We start from the raw sequence: 15,496 nt of genomic DNA, 5'->3' as shown, positions 1-15,496 counted from the left end.
CGTGTGTTCCCTATCGTCAGCCGATGTGGCGATTCATCCCCGCCATGAATGGACGGGGCTTTCTCGCCATATTTTCTGTAAGAAGTTTTCGCGAGCGAGTAGAGCCGCACCAATGCTGCCAGCATCCTTCCCTGATTGGCTGACAAGTATTTGCGTGGCATCAAATGGTAGTTTGAGGGCATACCGCTCAACGAATCTCCGCACCTCTGGCAAAAGATATGGGCCAAGTAAAGTACCAACCCAGCCACCAAGCATGATGGATTGTGGATTGAACAGGTTGACCAGGTTTGCCAGACCTGCTCCAAGATAATGGGCAGTCTCCTGCAGGACCTGGATAGCGACTTCATCATTGTGCTGCGCTGCTTCGAGGATAGCTATCAGGGCATGTGTCTCGTCCTCATCACAAGCTTCCGATCGATCAGATACTCGTTGACGGAAGCGCGTAATAATAGCGGGAGCACCAACATATGCTTCAAGACAACCTCGACGTCCACAGCGGCAGAGGGCACCATCCAGAGCCATCACTGTATGTCCCCACTCACCAGCGCTATTGGTTTTACCGCAATACAGTTTACCCTCGTAGACGATACCTGCACCAACGCCAGTCCCCAGATTAGCCACGATCATTGTTTCATTTGTCGCGCTTGTCTTCCTCATATGCAATTCGACTAAGGCCATGGTTTTGGCCCCATTATCCAGATACAATGGTATGTGCAGAGATTGGTTGATCAGTTCCTTGAGCGGTACCCGTTGCCATTGCCAGGATGGTGCCAGCACGGCATCATTGTCAGTATGATCGACCAGACCCAGTACGCCCAGTCCCATACCTAAGATTTTTTCACGGGGAATATTGAGAGCGGCAAGCAGAGTAGTAACGCCTTCAATAACGCATTGCACGGCCTTCATAGGATGATTCTCTTCACCATGCAAACTATAGTGAGCGGTTTGTATATTCTGGAGAGTAAGATCAAAAAGCTCAACCGCAATATCCGTCTCACCAATCTCCACACCAAAGAAGTAGCCATACTCGCGATTGAGTTCTAGCAGCCTGCGTGGTCTACCACCATCCGAAGCTTCAAGCCCCGCCTCCAGTAGAATACCTTCGGCCAGAAGTTCCGCCACCACATTCGTAATTGTAGCCACACTTAAACCGCAACATTGACTCAACTGCAAACGGCTAATCGCACCAGCGCGATAGATAGCCTGCAAAACAGTGGAACGATTGATGCGTCTGACATCACGCGAGGTAAGAGTAGTAGTCAGCAAGTTTTCTTACTCCTCATCCTGATCCGAAGTGAAATACACGTGAAACCGGTTACCACTTTACAGCTGATAAAAAGAGATCTTGCCTTACAATCATCATAAGTAATGAGACAAATAGAGGATAATCAAATACCCTGACGGGATAATCTTACCCTTATTATAAGGAGTAAAATAAGTCCTGTCAAGGTAAAATCCCATCGTACCGGCAGCGCTCGTCTCTGCAACCTGTTCGCGTATGACCAACTGTACCGGCAGCACTTGCCGCCAATACATTTCGGTTATGGATGGAATGGCTACAATGGTGGCATGATCATGAAGCAACGCATGCAAAAATGATCAAGAGAGATACAAATGGTAGGTTCGACCCTTTGGGTCGATTGTCTCCCCCCACACGAATGCATTGCCTCACATGTCATAGCTTGCTTATGGTCAAGCAAGGATAGTATGCAGGGAACCAATCGACCCAAAGGGTCGAACCTACTTTCGTTCATCTCCTCTAAGGATCAAACCGTCCCTGGGCTTAAGCGAAACGTATTGGCGCTCGCCACTGCAACCTCTCCGCGTCGAACCAGGCAACGCAAATCACGTCCCGACCGATATCACCCTTATCAGTCAGTAGTGCCCACCTTCTTCCGCTCAAGACGAGCCAATGACCATTTCTCCAATGCAACGAAAGTAGCCCCGAGCGCTAATCCAACAGGAGCAACTACAAAAATGCAGATAGCCAACGCGTAGAAGAATACAACTATAATAAGCACTGGTAAGATCAGAGTCAGTCCAACAATTACTATAACAAAGCCGATCAAACTGGCTAGCAGACCTGCCTTTAAGCCATGAACGACATCAAGATCCTTTGTCCTATGCACAATCAACCACCAGGATAAAAGTGCGCTGGTGGGACTTCCTAATAAGAATAAACTCAGTAGAAAAATTTCAAACCATCCATGAAAGGGAATCAGCAGTGTCACTGGGGTCGCAAGCAGTAATCCCACGAGTCCGACGATCAGCAACCAGATACGCCGTATAAGTAACTCCTCGGCTGTAAACATTTCGCTTGTTTTCATGATCATTTTTCTCCTGCCCAGACATGGCTGCAACCTCTTTCAACCAGACCTCGGTATGTCCACTTGTACACTCCTCCTGTTGCCCGGATGGCACTGTCAAAAATCAGTCCGGCTTCGGGCCAGCAAGCATTCAGGGAATTATGCAATACAGTAGCATTTAGTACTTCATAGTGGGTATCTTTTTTCTGTAGATCAACCCGAGACAACCTGTTTTCCGAGGTCGCGGGAGTATAGCTTATCACGCCTTGCTGCATAAAATGCGTAAAAGCGGCGAGCGAATCAAAGACCTGGGAATCCAGTTTCTGAGGATTCACGGATGGCTCAACGGACGCCGCAAACACAGGTCCAAGCTCTCGGTGATAGACGTGCATGGTCCTGGCAGCGCCTTCCAGTCTGAGCGTTGAGCGAACCTGGGGCATAGAATCTAAAAAGATCCACGGATCGAGATGAGAGATCAACATACAATCTGTATATCGCTCAAGGACATAGACGGCTGGCTCTGGTACTGCGCCAGAAGTATCAATAACCCCACAACGGTACGCACAGGAGATGGTTTTTAAGCCAGGCCATGCTGGTAGTGGTGAGAGCATTACATGGTCAAGCTTCAAGAGACAAAATGAGACGACACTCCACCCCTGAATAACTTGAGGCTGCAAAGAACAAACGGGCAGATGTGATTTGAGTACTTCGGGTCGCATCCGAAAATTAAAGATGAAGCGCTCAACCAGGTGAGCATGAACTGAACGGGGAATGAGCATAGCGATGGATCCTCCAATGCAATCTAATGGTTTCCTTCACGTCTGGCTAGTTTTTTTCTACTTTTACTCATCTTGCAGTCCAGCAGAAAATTAGCTATTCCACAATTGGAATAGTGAAGGAATCACTCATTCTTTTTTTCTCTTTATAGAACACACTACATGGGCTTATCATCTTGATCTGGTTTTTGAGAAAGTGCTGTCTTTCTCTCATCCCCAAGTAATGGACCCAGGATGGCTGCCAGTTTACTCAGCGCCTGTGCGACGGGCGGAAGCCAGAGAATTGGTTGCAGCAGTTTCAGCATATCGCGCAGAAAAGCGAGCAATAGTCCGGCACGCCACGTTTGAGGGCTCTCATCGATAAGCCAGAAGAGCACCATGGCCAGATGAACACCATAGAGTATAGTAGCGAGATCCTCGCTCTGAGATTCCTTTGGAGCATCTTTAGCACCTCGCACGACACGCAGATAGGTTTCTCTGGCATGCAGACGAATATCAGCCGTCTCCTTACTAAATACACCGACACGCGAACGAGGATTGAGCGCCGTCCGAAACAGCGCACTGAGGGCTTCACGATAGGGAGCCATCATCTCCAGACCTGTGGCGACATTGAGATGAAAGCGTTCAGCCAGCGGACCAGAAGGTAAGCCACGACTAAACGCATCCAGGTCCTTACAGAGCGTTTGATAAAGTTCCAGCACCAATTCTTCTTTGCTGGCAAAGTACTTGTAGGTCAGTCCCGGCGAATATCCAGCCTCAGCCGCAATCTCACGCATCGTCGTTTCTTCATATCCTCTGGAACTAAACAAACCCAAAGCACACTGTAGAATACGCTGACGTGTTTGCTCTCCTTTCGGCGTCCTCTTACTATCTAATTCTTCACTCATGATGACTCTCTTCTGCTTCCTCGTTTCAGCACATAAAAGTAAACATGTTTACTTTTCAAGTATAATCTATCAAACCTGACCTGTCAATGGATGCGCTGGCATGACCTTTGCATTGACGACTGCCAGCGCTGATAAAGCGTGAGGTTACGTGGTTAATCGAGGTCGCGAATATCCTTTACGCTTAAAGCCCAGATACGCAAAAACGCGCTAAAGAGGCCGGCCACAATGAATATCCAGGCGGGACCAAGCGTATCCGAGAGTTTACCCACCAGCACAAAACTTAACGGCCAGAGCAATGCTTCACCGATCTGATCAATGCTACTGACACGTCCCAGTTTATCCGCCGGAACATACTCCTGGAGCAGCACCGGCCACCAGGTATCAGCGAGCCCACCAGAGAAGCCCATGAATACACCGATGAGAATAGCAGCCAGAGGAACACTGAAAATCCCCAATCCCACTACACCCATACTACTCAAGATAGAGGTTAGATAGACCAGCATACCTCGATGACGTATATGCGTAGCCTGGCCGATCAAGAGCATAGCAAGCATCGAACCAATTGCCTGGGCAGTCACATACGCTCCCAGCAGTCAGATATCTGCATGATAATGATTCGCCATCAATTTGGGTAAAGCCACAATCACAGGCGCGGCTATCCCCATACTCGCGACATTAAAAACGACGATAGAGATCCACAACCAGCGCACCTGCAACATATACTGCAAGCCTTCACGCACGTCAGCAATGATCGCGCCCGGCGCATGCTCTCGTATAAACCGTAGACTCATCTTCGATGTCCGCTTATCGATCGCATGCGGATCAGCAAGTGGTAGTTGCATCAGATACAGACAGGCAGCCGAGATAAGAAAAGTAAAACTGTCAAATGCATAGACACTGGCGAAGCCACCGAAGGCAATCATACTCACGCTCAATAACGGCCCGAATAATCCACTCACCTGGCGACTCAGTCCGCGTAATGCATTCGCGGAAGTCAGGGCTTCCTTCTCTACTAATTGTGGACTGATAGAGGCATAGGCGGGACCAAAAAAAGAGCTGGTGATGCCAAAGAAACCTACCAGTACAACCAGGTGCCAGTACTGCAAATTGTGCGTCCAGGTCAGGAAGGCGACGAACAGCACAGCCAGCCCACGCCCCATATCTGAGAGAAACATGATCAGGCGACGCGGTAAACGATCTGCCGCCACACCACCCAGGAGGAGCAGGACAACTCCAGGCAACATACCAGCCGTCTCGACAATGGCAGTAGCCATGGCCGAGTGGGTTAACTGCAACGTCTGCCAACCAATCGCCAGCAGAAAAACAGCATTCCCCAGCGCAGAGATGGTCTGCCCCAACCACAGCATCGCAAAGGCTCTCGATTGCAGGGCTCGTGTCAAACGTAGATGTCTGATGGTACTCAAAATTTTAACTCCTTCATACACTACATCAAATACATGTATGCATGCTGTCAGAAGGAGTTCCACCAGGGAAAATGAAATCCACAGCAAAAAAAGAACCCTCTGACAGCAATACACACTGTCAAAAGGGTTTCAGCACGTTTGTCACAATGAACAAACGCAGAGATACGCTCTGCTGTAAGTAGTACTCTGTCAGACATCATGTGATGGGGAGGCGGGGATGCAAGCGAGCATGCCGGGGGCATGATCAAGCAGCGAGCCCCTTGACTGGGGGCTCGGGGGCTGTGCCCCCGGCATCTCCCCCATCCCGCCCGCGTAGCGGGCGCACAACTCATCACACGAAGTTTGACAATGTAGTAGAGCAGAGTAAGCGGTCAGCTATTCATGGTGTTACCAGAGAAGCAGCCCAAAAACAGTGGTGTTTGCTAAATTGCCTTTGGGCCCTTGCTGCTATGCTTCATATTCAAGCAATCTCATTCCTTACTCAAGAGAATCAACATTATAATAAAGTATACAGAAGCAGCTTTTCCCTGTCAAATTGCATCTTTGAGCCTGTCCGAAAGATGTGCGAAGAAAAGCATACGCCAGGCATAAAAATTGCTCGCCTTAGTAGTACTAAAAATGCATAGTTGGCATAATGAAGCGATTTAAGTATAATCGTACTCAAAATAAGATATATTGATCATGATGTATCCAGGAAAGGATAGATGTGTGAAACCCAAACATTATTTATATATTACGATGATTGTTTTATCGATCTTATTATTTGGGGGAAGTTGGTTAGGTTGGAATATCTATCAACAACACCTGCAAACACAACCAATTCCATTAGGGAGTACACTTGCTGATTTTGAACAATCTATCGGCCTGGCGGACTTTGCTAGTAATGTTCATGAACAAAACTATGGGGTATATGTGTTTAATGATACAAGCCATGCTAATTCCACTATCCAATACCAGATAAAAATACGCGAACAACGGATCGCTGCCATTACCATTCTGATGACCAGTTCTTCAACCGCAGAGAGGCCAGATATACAGTCCATCTGCCATAAATTTTTCCCTCAAGATGCTCAAGGTTTGGGCCCCTATCAGCGAAACAGTACAGGCGAAGAAATAAACCCGGAGAATGTTGGGGGTTCTGTTTATCAAAGTGATACCCTGGCAAAAGTATTTTCACATCAGGCTTTTTCGGATGATTGGCAAGGTGCCTCAATGGGCATTCAATGGGGCATGTTTGTGGTAGTCTCGAACACAGATCCAAATCCAATTAACCCATTTTGTACCTTGCAATTAGGATATCCTCATGTGCCATGGCCCCAGCCAATCCAATCATAGTCCTATTACTATTTCTCTTCGTACAGACGCTTATTGAATAAACCGGTTTCTCATGTTACACTATGAGTTATGTAGAACAAATAGTTCAAAAAACCTTTTTTGATCGAAGAATTCCGATGTATTTTTACGGGATTCAGAGTGCACATCCGGATAGTGCTACGATGAGGTAGGCGCATGCGTCCGGCATGGTAACACGATCGGATGACCAGATATGGGAGCCGCATAGATGCGGCACACTACAAACGAGGAGATGAGGAGATGAGCTTACGCACATTCCTTTCCCGCTGGCACTGGCAGCCAGATGCATGGAAGTCACAGCGCGTCCAGACCGGCGGCGCACGATTGCGTCGTCATTCAATTCTCGCCGCATGTGCCCTCGTGGCCTTTGCATGCGTGATGACTACCAGTGGCGTTGGTACCGCCCAGGCTGCGTCGACAGTGTCACCAAGCCAACCAAACTTTGGCTCAAACGTCTACATATTTAATCCTAGCATGCCGCTGAGCCAGATTCAGGCAACGGTCGACTCAATCGCCAACCAACAAATCTCCAACCAGTTTGGCACGCAGCGCTATGCGCTCCTGTTCGAACCTGGTACCTACGGATCCAGTACTACTCCCCTCAATTTTCAGGTCGGCTACTATACCTCGGTGGCGGGCCTCGGTCTCTCTCCGAATGATGTCGTTATCAACGGGTCAGTCGATGTCCGTAACCAGTGTTTCGGTTCCAACAACTGTATCGCGCTCGACAACTTCTGGCGCTCGTTGTCGAACCTGAGCATCAACGTGACCACCCCGAATGCTGGCTGCTATGCTGGTGAATTCTGGGCTGTATCACAGGCGGCCCCGATGCGTCGCGTCCACATCAATGGAAACACCACCCTGATGGACTACTGTTCTGGCCCATCGTATGCCAGTGGCGGCTTCATCTCTGATTCAGCGTTTGAAGGCGGCACCGTCATCAATGGCTCGCAGCAGCAGTGGATGGTCAGGAACAGCAATCTCGATGGCTGGACTAACGGCGTCTGGAACCAGGTGTTTTCAGGTGTTGTGAATGCACCTGCTCAGTGTTTTCCTGCGCAATCATCCTGTGGTGGACCCTACACCACCGTCGCGACCAGTCCGGTGACTCGCGAGGCTCCATATATGTATATGGATGCCAATAAGCACTACAATGTGTTTGTGCCTTCAGTACAGCACAATTCATCAGGCACAACCTGGTCCAACGGCGCAACACCCGGAACCTCCATCTCAATCAACAAGTTCTTTATTGCCAGTCCAACCGACTCGGTAGAGAGGATCAATGATGCTTTGGAGTCCGGTCGCAGCCTCATTCTGACGCCAGGTGTCTATCACCTGAAGCAAAGCATCAAAGTCACACGTCCAGATAGCGTGGTACTTGGCCTCGGTTTCCCAACTTTGATCCCTGACAAGGGTAATACAGCCATGACCGTTGAGAGCGCTAAGGGTGTTATCCTCTCGGGAATGATCATTGACGCAGGTGCGAAAAACTCTCGAGTACTGTTGCAAGTCGGAAGCGATCACGAGCATGAGCGGGATGATCATGAGAGCGGTGACCAGATTGCCTCTGATCCAACAACTCTCTCGGATGTGTTCTTCCGGATCGGCGGAGCACAGGCTGGCAGTGCTACGAACAGTCTGATCGTTAATAGCAACAACGTCATCCTGGATGATATCTGGGCATGGCGCGCGGACCATGGTAACGGCGTGGGCTGGACCAGCAATACTGCTGATACCGGTGTTATCGTCAATGGTAACAACGTGACTGCCTATGGTCTTTTCGTCGAGCATTACCAGAAGTATGAGGTGATCTGGAATGGAAATGCCGGCACCAACATTTTCTTCCAAAACGAGATGCCTTACGATCCACCCACTCAGGCCGCCTGGATGGAAGCTCCTGGTGTCGATGGTTGGGCTGCCTTCAAAGTTGGCAACCATGTAACCAGCTTCAGTGGTTATGGCATGGGCAGCTATAACTTCTTTAACCAGGGTGTGGATATCTATGCCGCACACGCGTTTGAAGCGCCTGAGACCTTGCCAGCTTCAAGCTTCCACGATCTGCTCACGATCTTCCTGTCCACCAGCGGATCAGGTGGTACCCAGCATGTCATCAACAACACCGGCGGCTCGGCAACCATCGCCAATCCGGATACCCCGGTGACCGTGGTCAGCTACCCGTAACCTTATCTGGTAATCGATAAATCAAGGGCCATCAAACAGCGTTCATATGAATGGAGTTTGATGGCCCTTTCCTCTTTTTCAAAATATTTATGTGAATAGAACCTACCATTGCGAGAGCGCTTCACGCCAGCTTTCCTGTAAGCAGCCAGATTGCGCTCCCAGTACCCGCTCCAGCCCATCCACGGTTGCCGCAGCAATCCGAGCAATCTGGGGTGATTCAGAGATCATACCTTCCTCAAAGTGGAACGCGGCAAAGGCATACCCAAGATCATTCATCAACGTGATCATCATTCTGGCAGCCTGCTCAGGATAAGGAGTTTTGAAGATGCCTTCTTCGACACCCTGGCTGATGATCTGTGTAAGCAAGGGAACAAGGCGCTTAACCTGGATCATGTAAATTTTGTGGCGGACAATAGCATTCTCATCAGCATACCAGACACGCATGAGAGCAAACGCCATCTGCTTATGCTCGAGTTTGAACTGGTTGACCTGACTAAAGTAACGCGCGAATTTGTCCAGCGCTGAAAGATTGGGATCCTGGACAATGGGGAGCACAATCTGTTCAATTCGATCTCCCCAGCGTTCGACCAGCGCAAAGAGCAGATCCGCTTTAGAATTAAAATAGTGGTAGAAAGCGCCTTTGGAAATCTGAAGCGTATCCAGAATATCCTGGATCGCCATCTGCTCATACCCTTTAGTATCCACCAACTGTTGCGTCACATCCAGGATCGCATTACGCCTCTCCGCATATTCTTGCTCGTTGACCGTGCGTACCATTAGAATTCCTCCTCTATTCAATACCAACTGCCGGTTTATGATACAGCGAACTATAGCTCAAAAACGCGCCAGTTTCAAGCAACCTTCTTCACAAGTACAACGGTAACCATTCACATAAAAAACTATAAGAAGTATTGCTGTAATCAGATTTTTATGCCTCTCGACGAGCAAGCTGATCAATGGTAGACTGGAAGCGAGTATTCAAAGCAGATCTTGCATGAAGCATTTATAAAAGGACACACACTATTCAATCTTTTGATCTGATGACACCTGCACTGGATGCTGTTATCTCCTTTGATGGCGACATCATACTCCACCTTTTCAGCGCCTCTGCCAAAGCGATGGATAGCTGGATGCTCTTTACACCAGATAAAGTGATCACCGTGGGTCCGGCTGCCAATGGTCTTATGGCGAGTAAGCGATACAGATAATCTTTGTAAAATTGCGTCATAAGCATTCAATATGACAGGAGATGACAGGAATACGGTGGTATATTACGACAAGCCAGACTTTATTTTACACTAAATATCTACATTATGGAGAAGAACATGCGATTTGGACTGGATGTTCCCACGACAGAAGCCTATGCAGATGCTCGTGTCCTGGCACAACTTGCGCTGGAAGCTGAGGCCGCTGGATGGGATGGGTTCTTTATCTGGGATGTGCTATCAAAAAACTCTTCTGTCATTGATCCCTGGATTGCTCTGACCGCGATTGCTCTTCAAACATCACACATCAAGATTGGCTTACTTGTGTCTCCACTGGCCCGTCATCGTCCCTATCTCGTGGCTCAACGACTCGCTAACCTGGATCAACTTTCTGGAGGTCGGGTCATCTGTACCGTAGGGTTAGGTGACTCTGACGAAACGTTCGCCGCCTTTGGTGAGGAGAGAAATCCGGCAGTTCGAGCCAGCCAACTGGATGAAGGATTAGCCATTCTTGCAGGATTGTGGACCGAGGATCAGTTTTCCTTTACTGGTGAGCATTACCACTTGCATCAGGTAAGCTTGCAACCCAAACCGGTACAATCGCCCCGCATTCCTCTTTGGGTGGCTGGTGGCTGGCCCCGTCGTGCGCCATTCCGGCGTGCTGCCCAATGGGATGGCGTCAGTCTCAAATCTATCAATGTTGAGCAAAAGCAGTGGCTCTCACCAGAGGATTTTCGCGCCTGCCTTGCATATGTACATGCTCATCGCTCACTAAATACTCCGTTTGAAGTCATCATGAGCGGTGAGACACCCTCTGACCGCCAACAGGGAATCGATATTGTGACGCCATTTCAAGAGGCAGGAGCCACGTGGTGGGTTGAAGAAGGGCTTGGCTGGCCCTTAGAAGAATTTCGCGATCGTATCCACCATGGACCACCATGCCGATAACTGTTGCGTCAATCTTCCCCTGATTCAATTCCATATATTATATGATTTTTTTGCTTATGATGAAGCACCTTGATACATCATGTAACATTTCTATATCCTTTTATATGTCCATTAATGATGCTATGTTACACAAACATGATTAATTGGCTATTGCATTTGTACATTCCTATGCTTTATTCTTGAAGAGCATAAAAATATGTGTGTGGTTTATGGAAGGAAAGGGACGTACCGTAATGCAGCAATCACCTGATCAGCCTTATAATCAAAATTATAATCACCCCTATCAACCTCAAGCAATCTATCCGCCCCATCCATCACAGGAACAGGGATCGTATATTCCAGAACAACCTTATCCTCAACAGCAAATGATGTCTCAGCAACCTTATGCGCAGCTACCAATGATACCTCAACAGCACATGATGCCTCAGCAACCTTATCCCCAACAGCACATGATGCCTCAGCAACCTTATCCCCAACCGTATGCACCTCAACCTATGTTCCAGCAGCCTCCAAGGATGGCTCAAAATGTGAATGTCACGATTAATAATGGGAAACAGCACGGCTTTTTTATACGTGCCTTGTACTTTTGTTTTATTGGCTGGTGGTTGGGCTTTGCATGGCTCAATGTCGGCTATTTCTGTGTGCTCTCAGTGGTCTTGCTTCCCCTTGGCCTGGTTATGTTGAATCGCTTACCACAGGTGATGACCTTGCGTTCATCGTCCGGAACGAGCACGAATATCAATGTTTCGACAACCATGGTACAACCAGGTATGGGTGCTCCTGGTGTTATGCAAAATTCAATTAATATTAATGTGACACTCCGCACGCCCTGAAGGGGCGGCGGCTTCTTCCACTCCTGCGTACGCCACTGTTCGAGATAGATAGCGTTGCTATGACTCACTGAACAGAGGTAATGGGCGAGGAATAGCTGAGGGCGCCACCATCCTGGCGTGATCCTCATGGGCGGTGCCATGCCCCTTGCCCGTTCCGTGCCTCCGTGCTCGGCGGCGCGATGGGCCACCTTTGCTGTTGGCGTCTTGGGAACGGACAACACCTGATGATTTCTCATCCCTCTCTCCTGGACCCAGGAGAGGAGCGCGAGGCTTTTCCTGATGGTGAGCACGTGTACGCAAGCGCTGACCAATGACCAGGCTCGCATTGCGATCGGCATGACCCTTCATGCCACACGCAGGACACCAGGCCAACGGTGCCCCAGGTGTGTAGCCTGCTGGCTCGGGCCCCTGCTTGGCATGGTAACGTACAATCAGGCCATGACAACGGGCGCATTCGCGGCTCGTGTTGCGCGGGTTCACCCGACTCGTGATCATGCCCTCGTTCCACGCTTTATATTTGGCATTGGTGAATATACGCCCCTTCATCCAGAAGGCTCGTTTGCTGTTCCCTCGGCGACTGTAGCGGCCTTTTTGGGGTTTCAGGTTGCCCAGGTGTTCAAATACCAGCACACTCGCCTGATGCTGACGAGCAAAGTGCACAATGCGCGCACTGATCAGGTGTGCCACCTGCTCATCCACATGACGGATTTTCTCCCATAATGCCACATTATCGGGTTCGTTTTCGGCCAGGATACCCGTCTTACGACGGTTGCGGGCGATACGACCAAGCAGCCATTTCCTACGGCCATTTACGCGTTTGCCGCCACTGAGAAAGGTGGTGGCAACGGTCGAGCCGTCGGCTGTTTGGATGGTACAGACCGCCAGATGATGGTCGAGATTGAGATCAATGGCACAGATGCGTGTCTGGGCATGAGCCAGTTGCACAGCCACCTTCCCCGGACTGGTGAAGGTCTTTTCGACCGGGGTATGCAACCGCCAATGTGAGCCATGGCGAACCAGCGACGGACTCCCCGGCTCATAGCCATCGGGCAGGTCACGGCTCAAGAGCCGAACGTTGACCCAGATCCACCTCGCCCCTGTCCAGAGCTTGAGAAGAATGGAGGACGCAGTTCGCCCTTTCCACTGGCCCTTGTAGAACGTCGGCGACCGATTCCAGGTCCGCGGGGGAACCGGTGGGTGCTCGGTGAAACGCTTCTTTTTGAGGGCCGCTTTCTCTTTGCGCGCACGCCACTTCTGCAAGCTCGTCTCAAAGGCGTGGGCGGAGCCAAGAGCTGCGTGAATAGCGGCACGGCGAAAGAGGGCAGGAACCTGAGGAGCAATGGCACCGAGCGGCATCACCGGATCGGGGTTTCTTCCGTCGCATGGGTCAATGTCTCAAGGGCATGCAAGGCTTTGTGTGAGGAAAGCAACAGCACCTGCTCGTGAGCTGTGATGACCTCAAAGTAGAAGGAAGCCACTGTGTTGAACAATGCCTGGGTGGTCGTAAACCAGGCAGCATACCGGGATGGATACTGCATTGCTTGTGTGATGGTTTTCGTTGCCTTTGCCATGCGATGACTCCCTCCCTTCCTCCCCGCTAGATTCCTTTTTGCGCATTGATATAGTGTTGAATGGTCTCAGCACTCACTGCACCAGCCGTGCTGGCAAAATAGGAACGGGTCCAGGTCGAAGGCATTTTCTTCATGATAGGGGCGAACTCCCTTCGTAAATGAAAGGACGTGATGCCCTTAAGTTCTTTCACCACATCAGCGGCACTTTCAGAAGGCCAGACGCGGATAAAAAGATGAATATGGTCAGGTTGAATCGCCAGGGTGAGAATACTCCACCCTTTTTCCAGACATTTCTCTTCGAGTATCTGTTGACACCGTTCTTTGATGGGACCCGTAAGAATGGCTTTGCGACGACGAGGACACCAGATGAGATGATACACAATAAGATGGACGCGGTGCTCGTCACGCTGATACTGCAATGTACTCGTCTTTTCCATTGTTGCAGTATACAGGAGAAAAGACGATATTGCAACAAGCGAGGGCTAAAGCCCACGAGAAACCCGCCTATCCGCCTGGGTTCAAACCACAGCGGCTTGCGGCGGGTTACGCTTATGTCAATACCAATAATCAAACCAATTTTCTCGTTCGCGTACTTTACTTTTGTGCGATTGGCTGGTGGGCAGGTTACTTCTGGGCTTGTGTTGGCTATGGTCTGGTCTGCTCTATTATATTGATGCCAATTGGCCTGATGATGCTCAACCGCCTGCCAGCAGTGCTAACGCTGCGTAAGAATTAGCCTACAGGCAAAGAACCGCCTGTTCGAGTTGGGTACAGGCGGTTCAATAACTAACGCACACCCCAGATATAAACAGCTTCATCGTTCCCGCCAGTAGCAATCATAGTTTCTGTATGGGAAGTTAGGCGTGGTTCATAGAAAGCTCACATGGATGTGAACCATGCCCTAATCCCCAATCAAAAATCACACAAGAAATACGTTAAATATAGCAATTTCATATGCTACTTTTCATACATTCAAACGTTTCAATTAAAGACGAGAAAAATATTACTGAGGAAATGTATGGAAGAAACACCTACAAGTCAAAAGATAGATAAGCAGCAACTCGATGAACTACTAAGAACCGCCTTACGCCTGCCCGTTATCTGGTGCGTTATCACTGTCCTGGTTATCATAGCCAGTATGTTCAATATCACCTGGAATAATACGTCCAGAGTATTGGCTGTGACGTTCCAGATCACCAGTACCACGGCCCTCTTTTTTGCATTACTCTGGTTACCCGCGCTTCTCAGAATCTTTACCCTCTTAGGTGGAGGACTCAAAACTCCAGCGGGAGAACTTTCCAGTCCTGGTATCGGAGAGTTTCTGAAAACGCTTAACTCTGATACATTAGGTCTCATCATTGATGATGCAGAAACCGCCGGAGAAGATTCTTCGAGCACCAACAAGGCAGAACTCACATACATTAAAAATGAGGCCCAGGAAACCTATAGTTCACGCTTCTCACCTCAAGAAGCACGGCAGGAACTTATCAGTTTAGTCCAGGAATACAATACTATTCGTGAAGAAATGCCTTCAGGGGACGAACGCACACTCCAATTTCGCTCCATTTTTGGTCGTATGCGCACACTGGCACCTTTTGCTGACTTCAAAGATAATGAAGTCAGTAACTACCTTCGTTCCGAGAATGGAGGACAACGCATCCTTGGGCTCTCCATTATCAGAACAACCGTCCGGCCACCTTTTTTCGAAGAACTTCAACCCATGATAGACGATCCAAAATCTGCATTTGAACAAAATCAGGCACTCACCTTTATGCGCGACAACGCCCATCACCTGAACGACATCCAGAAGCAAAAACTCGCATACACTCTGAAGAAACAGCTTCAGTATGACGAACAAAAACACCAATGGATCCACCCCAATTCCCATCGTGGTTCCCTCAGCAATCACATCCTTAGCATCATTCAAGATACACACTAAGCAGCATACTTACATATACAGCTAAAAGGATCACTTATAGTTATAAAGAGTATAAATCAACAGAGTGGAGGAG

Annotated in this window: 14 protein-coding genes and 1 pseudogene; 6 read left to right on the top strand and 9 right to left on the bottom strand. The window is 49.1% G+C overall.

All coding sequences use genetic code 11. From position 1 onward, the window contains the following. Window positions 1-33 precede the first annotated feature (33 nt). The 6 genes from KDW_RS20780 to KDW_RS20755 form a co-directional block, all read right to left on the bottom strand. Window positions 34-1,266, bottom strand: coding sequence for an ROK family protein (locus KDW_RS20780; RefSeq protein ID WP_151757872.1), 1,233 nt, complete (start codon window positions 1,264-1,266; stop codon window positions 34-36). Between the two features lie 605 nt (window positions 1,267-1,871). Beyond that, complete coding sequence (locus tag KDW_RS20775; RefSeq protein WP_151757871.1) at window positions 1,872-2,327, bottom strand: hypothetical protein; 456 nt, start codon at window positions 2,325-2,327, stop codon at window positions 1,872-1,874. Window positions 2,328-2,329: 2 nt separating this feature from the next. Then, entirely contained in the window at window positions 2,330-3,085 is a 756-nt protein-coding gene (locus KDW_RS20770; RefSeq protein WP_151757870.1) for a DUF2071 domain-containing protein, read from the bottom strand. Window positions 3,086-3,240: 155 nt separating this feature from the next. Continuing rightward, window positions 3,241-3,969, bottom strand: coding sequence for a TetR/AcrR family transcriptional regulator (locus KDW_RS20765; protein WP_151757869.1), 729 nt, complete (start codon window positions 3,967-3,969; stop codon window positions 3,241-3,243). 152 nt (window positions 3,970-4,121) lie between these two features. Further along, on the bottom strand, window positions 4,122-4,547 hold the full coding sequence (locus KDW_RS20760) for an MFS transporter (protein WP_151757868.1): 426 nt from the start codon (window positions 4,545-4,547) through the stop codon (window positions 4,122-4,124). A gap of 15 nt (window positions 4,548-4,562) precedes the next feature. Continuing rightward, window positions 4,563-5,393, bottom strand: a complete 831-nt coding sequence (locus KDW_RS20755) for an MFS transporter (protein WP_151757867.1) — start codon at window positions 5,391-5,393, stop codon at window positions 4,563-4,565. Between the two features lie 708 nt (window positions 5,394-6,101). On the opposite strand from KDW_RS20755, the gene KDW_RS20750 reads away from it, so the two are divergent. Together KDW_RS20750 and KDW_RS20745 are read left to right on the top strand one after the other, a co-directional pair. Then, window positions 6,102-6,728, top strand: coding sequence for a hypothetical protein (locus KDW_RS20750; RefSeq protein ID WP_151757866.1), 627 nt, complete (start codon window positions 6,102-6,104; stop codon window positions 6,726-6,728). Window positions 6,729-6,986: 258 nt separating this feature from the next. Continuing rightward, on the top strand, window positions 6,987-8,927 hold the full coding sequence (locus KDW_RS20745) for a pectate lyase-like domain-containing protein (RefSeq protein WP_151757865.1): 1,941 nt from the start codon (window positions 6,987-6,989) through the stop codon (window positions 8,925-8,927). 102 nt (window positions 8,928-9,029) lie between these two features. On the opposite strand, the gene KDW_RS20740 is transcribed toward KDW_RS20745, so the two are convergent. Then, window positions 9,030-9,704, bottom strand: a complete 675-nt coding sequence (locus KDW_RS20740) for a TetR/AcrR family transcriptional regulator (protein WP_151757864.1) — start codon at window positions 9,702-9,704, stop codon at window positions 9,030-9,032. A gap of 548 nt (window positions 9,705-10,252) precedes the next feature. Here KDW_RS20740 and KDW_RS20735 point away from each other — a divergent pair. Both KDW_RS20735 and KDW_RS20730 read left to right on the top strand, forming a co-directional pair. Then, window positions 10,253-11,080 carry an LLM class flavin-dependent oxidoreductase gene (locus KDW_RS20735; RefSeq protein WP_162005456.1) on the top strand — a complete coding sequence of 276 codons (828 nt, stop codon included), beginning with the start codon at window positions 10,253-10,255 and terminating at the stop codon, window positions 11,078-11,080. A 233-nt stretch (window positions 11,081-11,313) separates the two neighbouring features. Further along, a complete protein-coding gene (locus KDW_RS20730; RefSeq protein WP_151757862.1) occupies window positions 11,314-11,913 on the top strand; it encodes a YccF domain-containing protein in 600 nt (199 codons plus the stop codon). 57 nt (window positions 11,914-11,970) lie between these two features. Here KDW_RS20730 and KDW_RS20725 read toward each other — a convergent pair. Then, a pseudogene (locus tag KDW_RS20725) lies at window positions 11,971-13,484 on the bottom strand (zinc ribbon domain-containing protein). Between the two features lie 26 nt (window positions 13,485-13,510). Beyond that, a complete protein-coding gene (gene tnpA, locus KDW_RS20720; protein ID WP_151755659.1) occupies window positions 13,511-13,921 on the bottom strand; it encodes an IS200/IS605 family transposase in 411 nt (136 codons plus the stop codon). A gap of 29 nt (window positions 13,922-13,950) precedes the next feature. On the opposite strand from tnpA, the gene KDW_RS20715 reads away from it, so the two are divergent. Then, complete coding sequence (locus tag KDW_RS20715; RefSeq protein WP_151757861.1) at window positions 13,951-14,220, top strand: hypothetical protein; 270 nt, start codon at window positions 13,951-13,953, stop codon at window positions 14,218-14,220. 282 nt (window positions 14,221-14,502) lie between these two features. Further along, the gene (locus tag KDW_RS20710; RefSeq protein ID WP_151757860.1) at window positions 14,503-15,423 is read left to right on the top strand and encodes a hypothetical protein; all 921 of its coding nucleotides are present in this window, start codon (window positions 14,503-14,505) and stop codon (window positions 15,421-15,423) included. Window positions 15,424-15,496 lie beyond the last annotated feature (73 nt).

Origin of the sequence: Dictyobacter vulcani (assembly GCF_008974265.1) — a bacterium.
GTDB classification, from domain to species: domain Bacteria; phylum Chloroflexota; class Ktedonobacteria; order Ktedonobacterales; family Ktedonobacteraceae; genus Dictyobacter; species Dictyobacter vulcani.
Note: the sequence above shows the minus strand (reverse complement) of the source record. Positions and strands in the feature narration are given on the sequence as shown.

Coding starts and splice junctions, on each gene's coding strand:
- KDW_RS20775 (WP_151757871.1), bottom strand. CDS start 2,327: ATGAAAACAAGCGAAATGTTTACAGCCGAGGAGTTACTTATACGGCGT.
- KDW_RS20770 (WP_151757870.1), bottom strand. CDS start 3,085: ATGCTCATTCCCCGTTCAGTTCATGCTCACCTGGTTGAGCGCTTCATC.
- KDW_RS20765 (WP_151757869.1), bottom strand. CDS start 3,969: ATGAGTGAAGAATTAGATAGTAAGAGGACGCCGAAAGGAGAGCAAACA.
- KDW_RS20745 (WP_151757865.1), top strand. CDS start 6,987: ATGAGCTTACGCACATTCCTTTCCCGCTGGCACTGGCAGCCAGATGCA.
- KDW_RS20740 (WP_151757864.1), bottom strand. CDS start 9,704: ATGGTACGCACGGTCAACGAGCAAGAATATGCGGAGAGGCGTAATGCG.
- KDW_RS20735 (WP_162005456.1), top strand. CDS start 10,253: ATGCGATTTGGACTGGATGTTCCCACGACAGAAGCCTATGCAGATGCT.
- KDW_RS20730 (WP_151757862.1), top strand. CDS start 11,314: ATGCAGCAATCACCTGATCAGCCTTATAATCAAAATTATAATCACCCC.
- tnpA (WP_151755659.1), bottom strand. CDS start 13,921: ATGGAAAAGACGAGTACATTGCAGTATCAGCGTGACGAGCACCGCGTC.
- KDW_RS20710 (WP_151757860.1), top strand. CDS start 14,503: ATGGAAGAAACACCTACAAGTCAAAAGATAGATAAGCAGCAACTCGAT.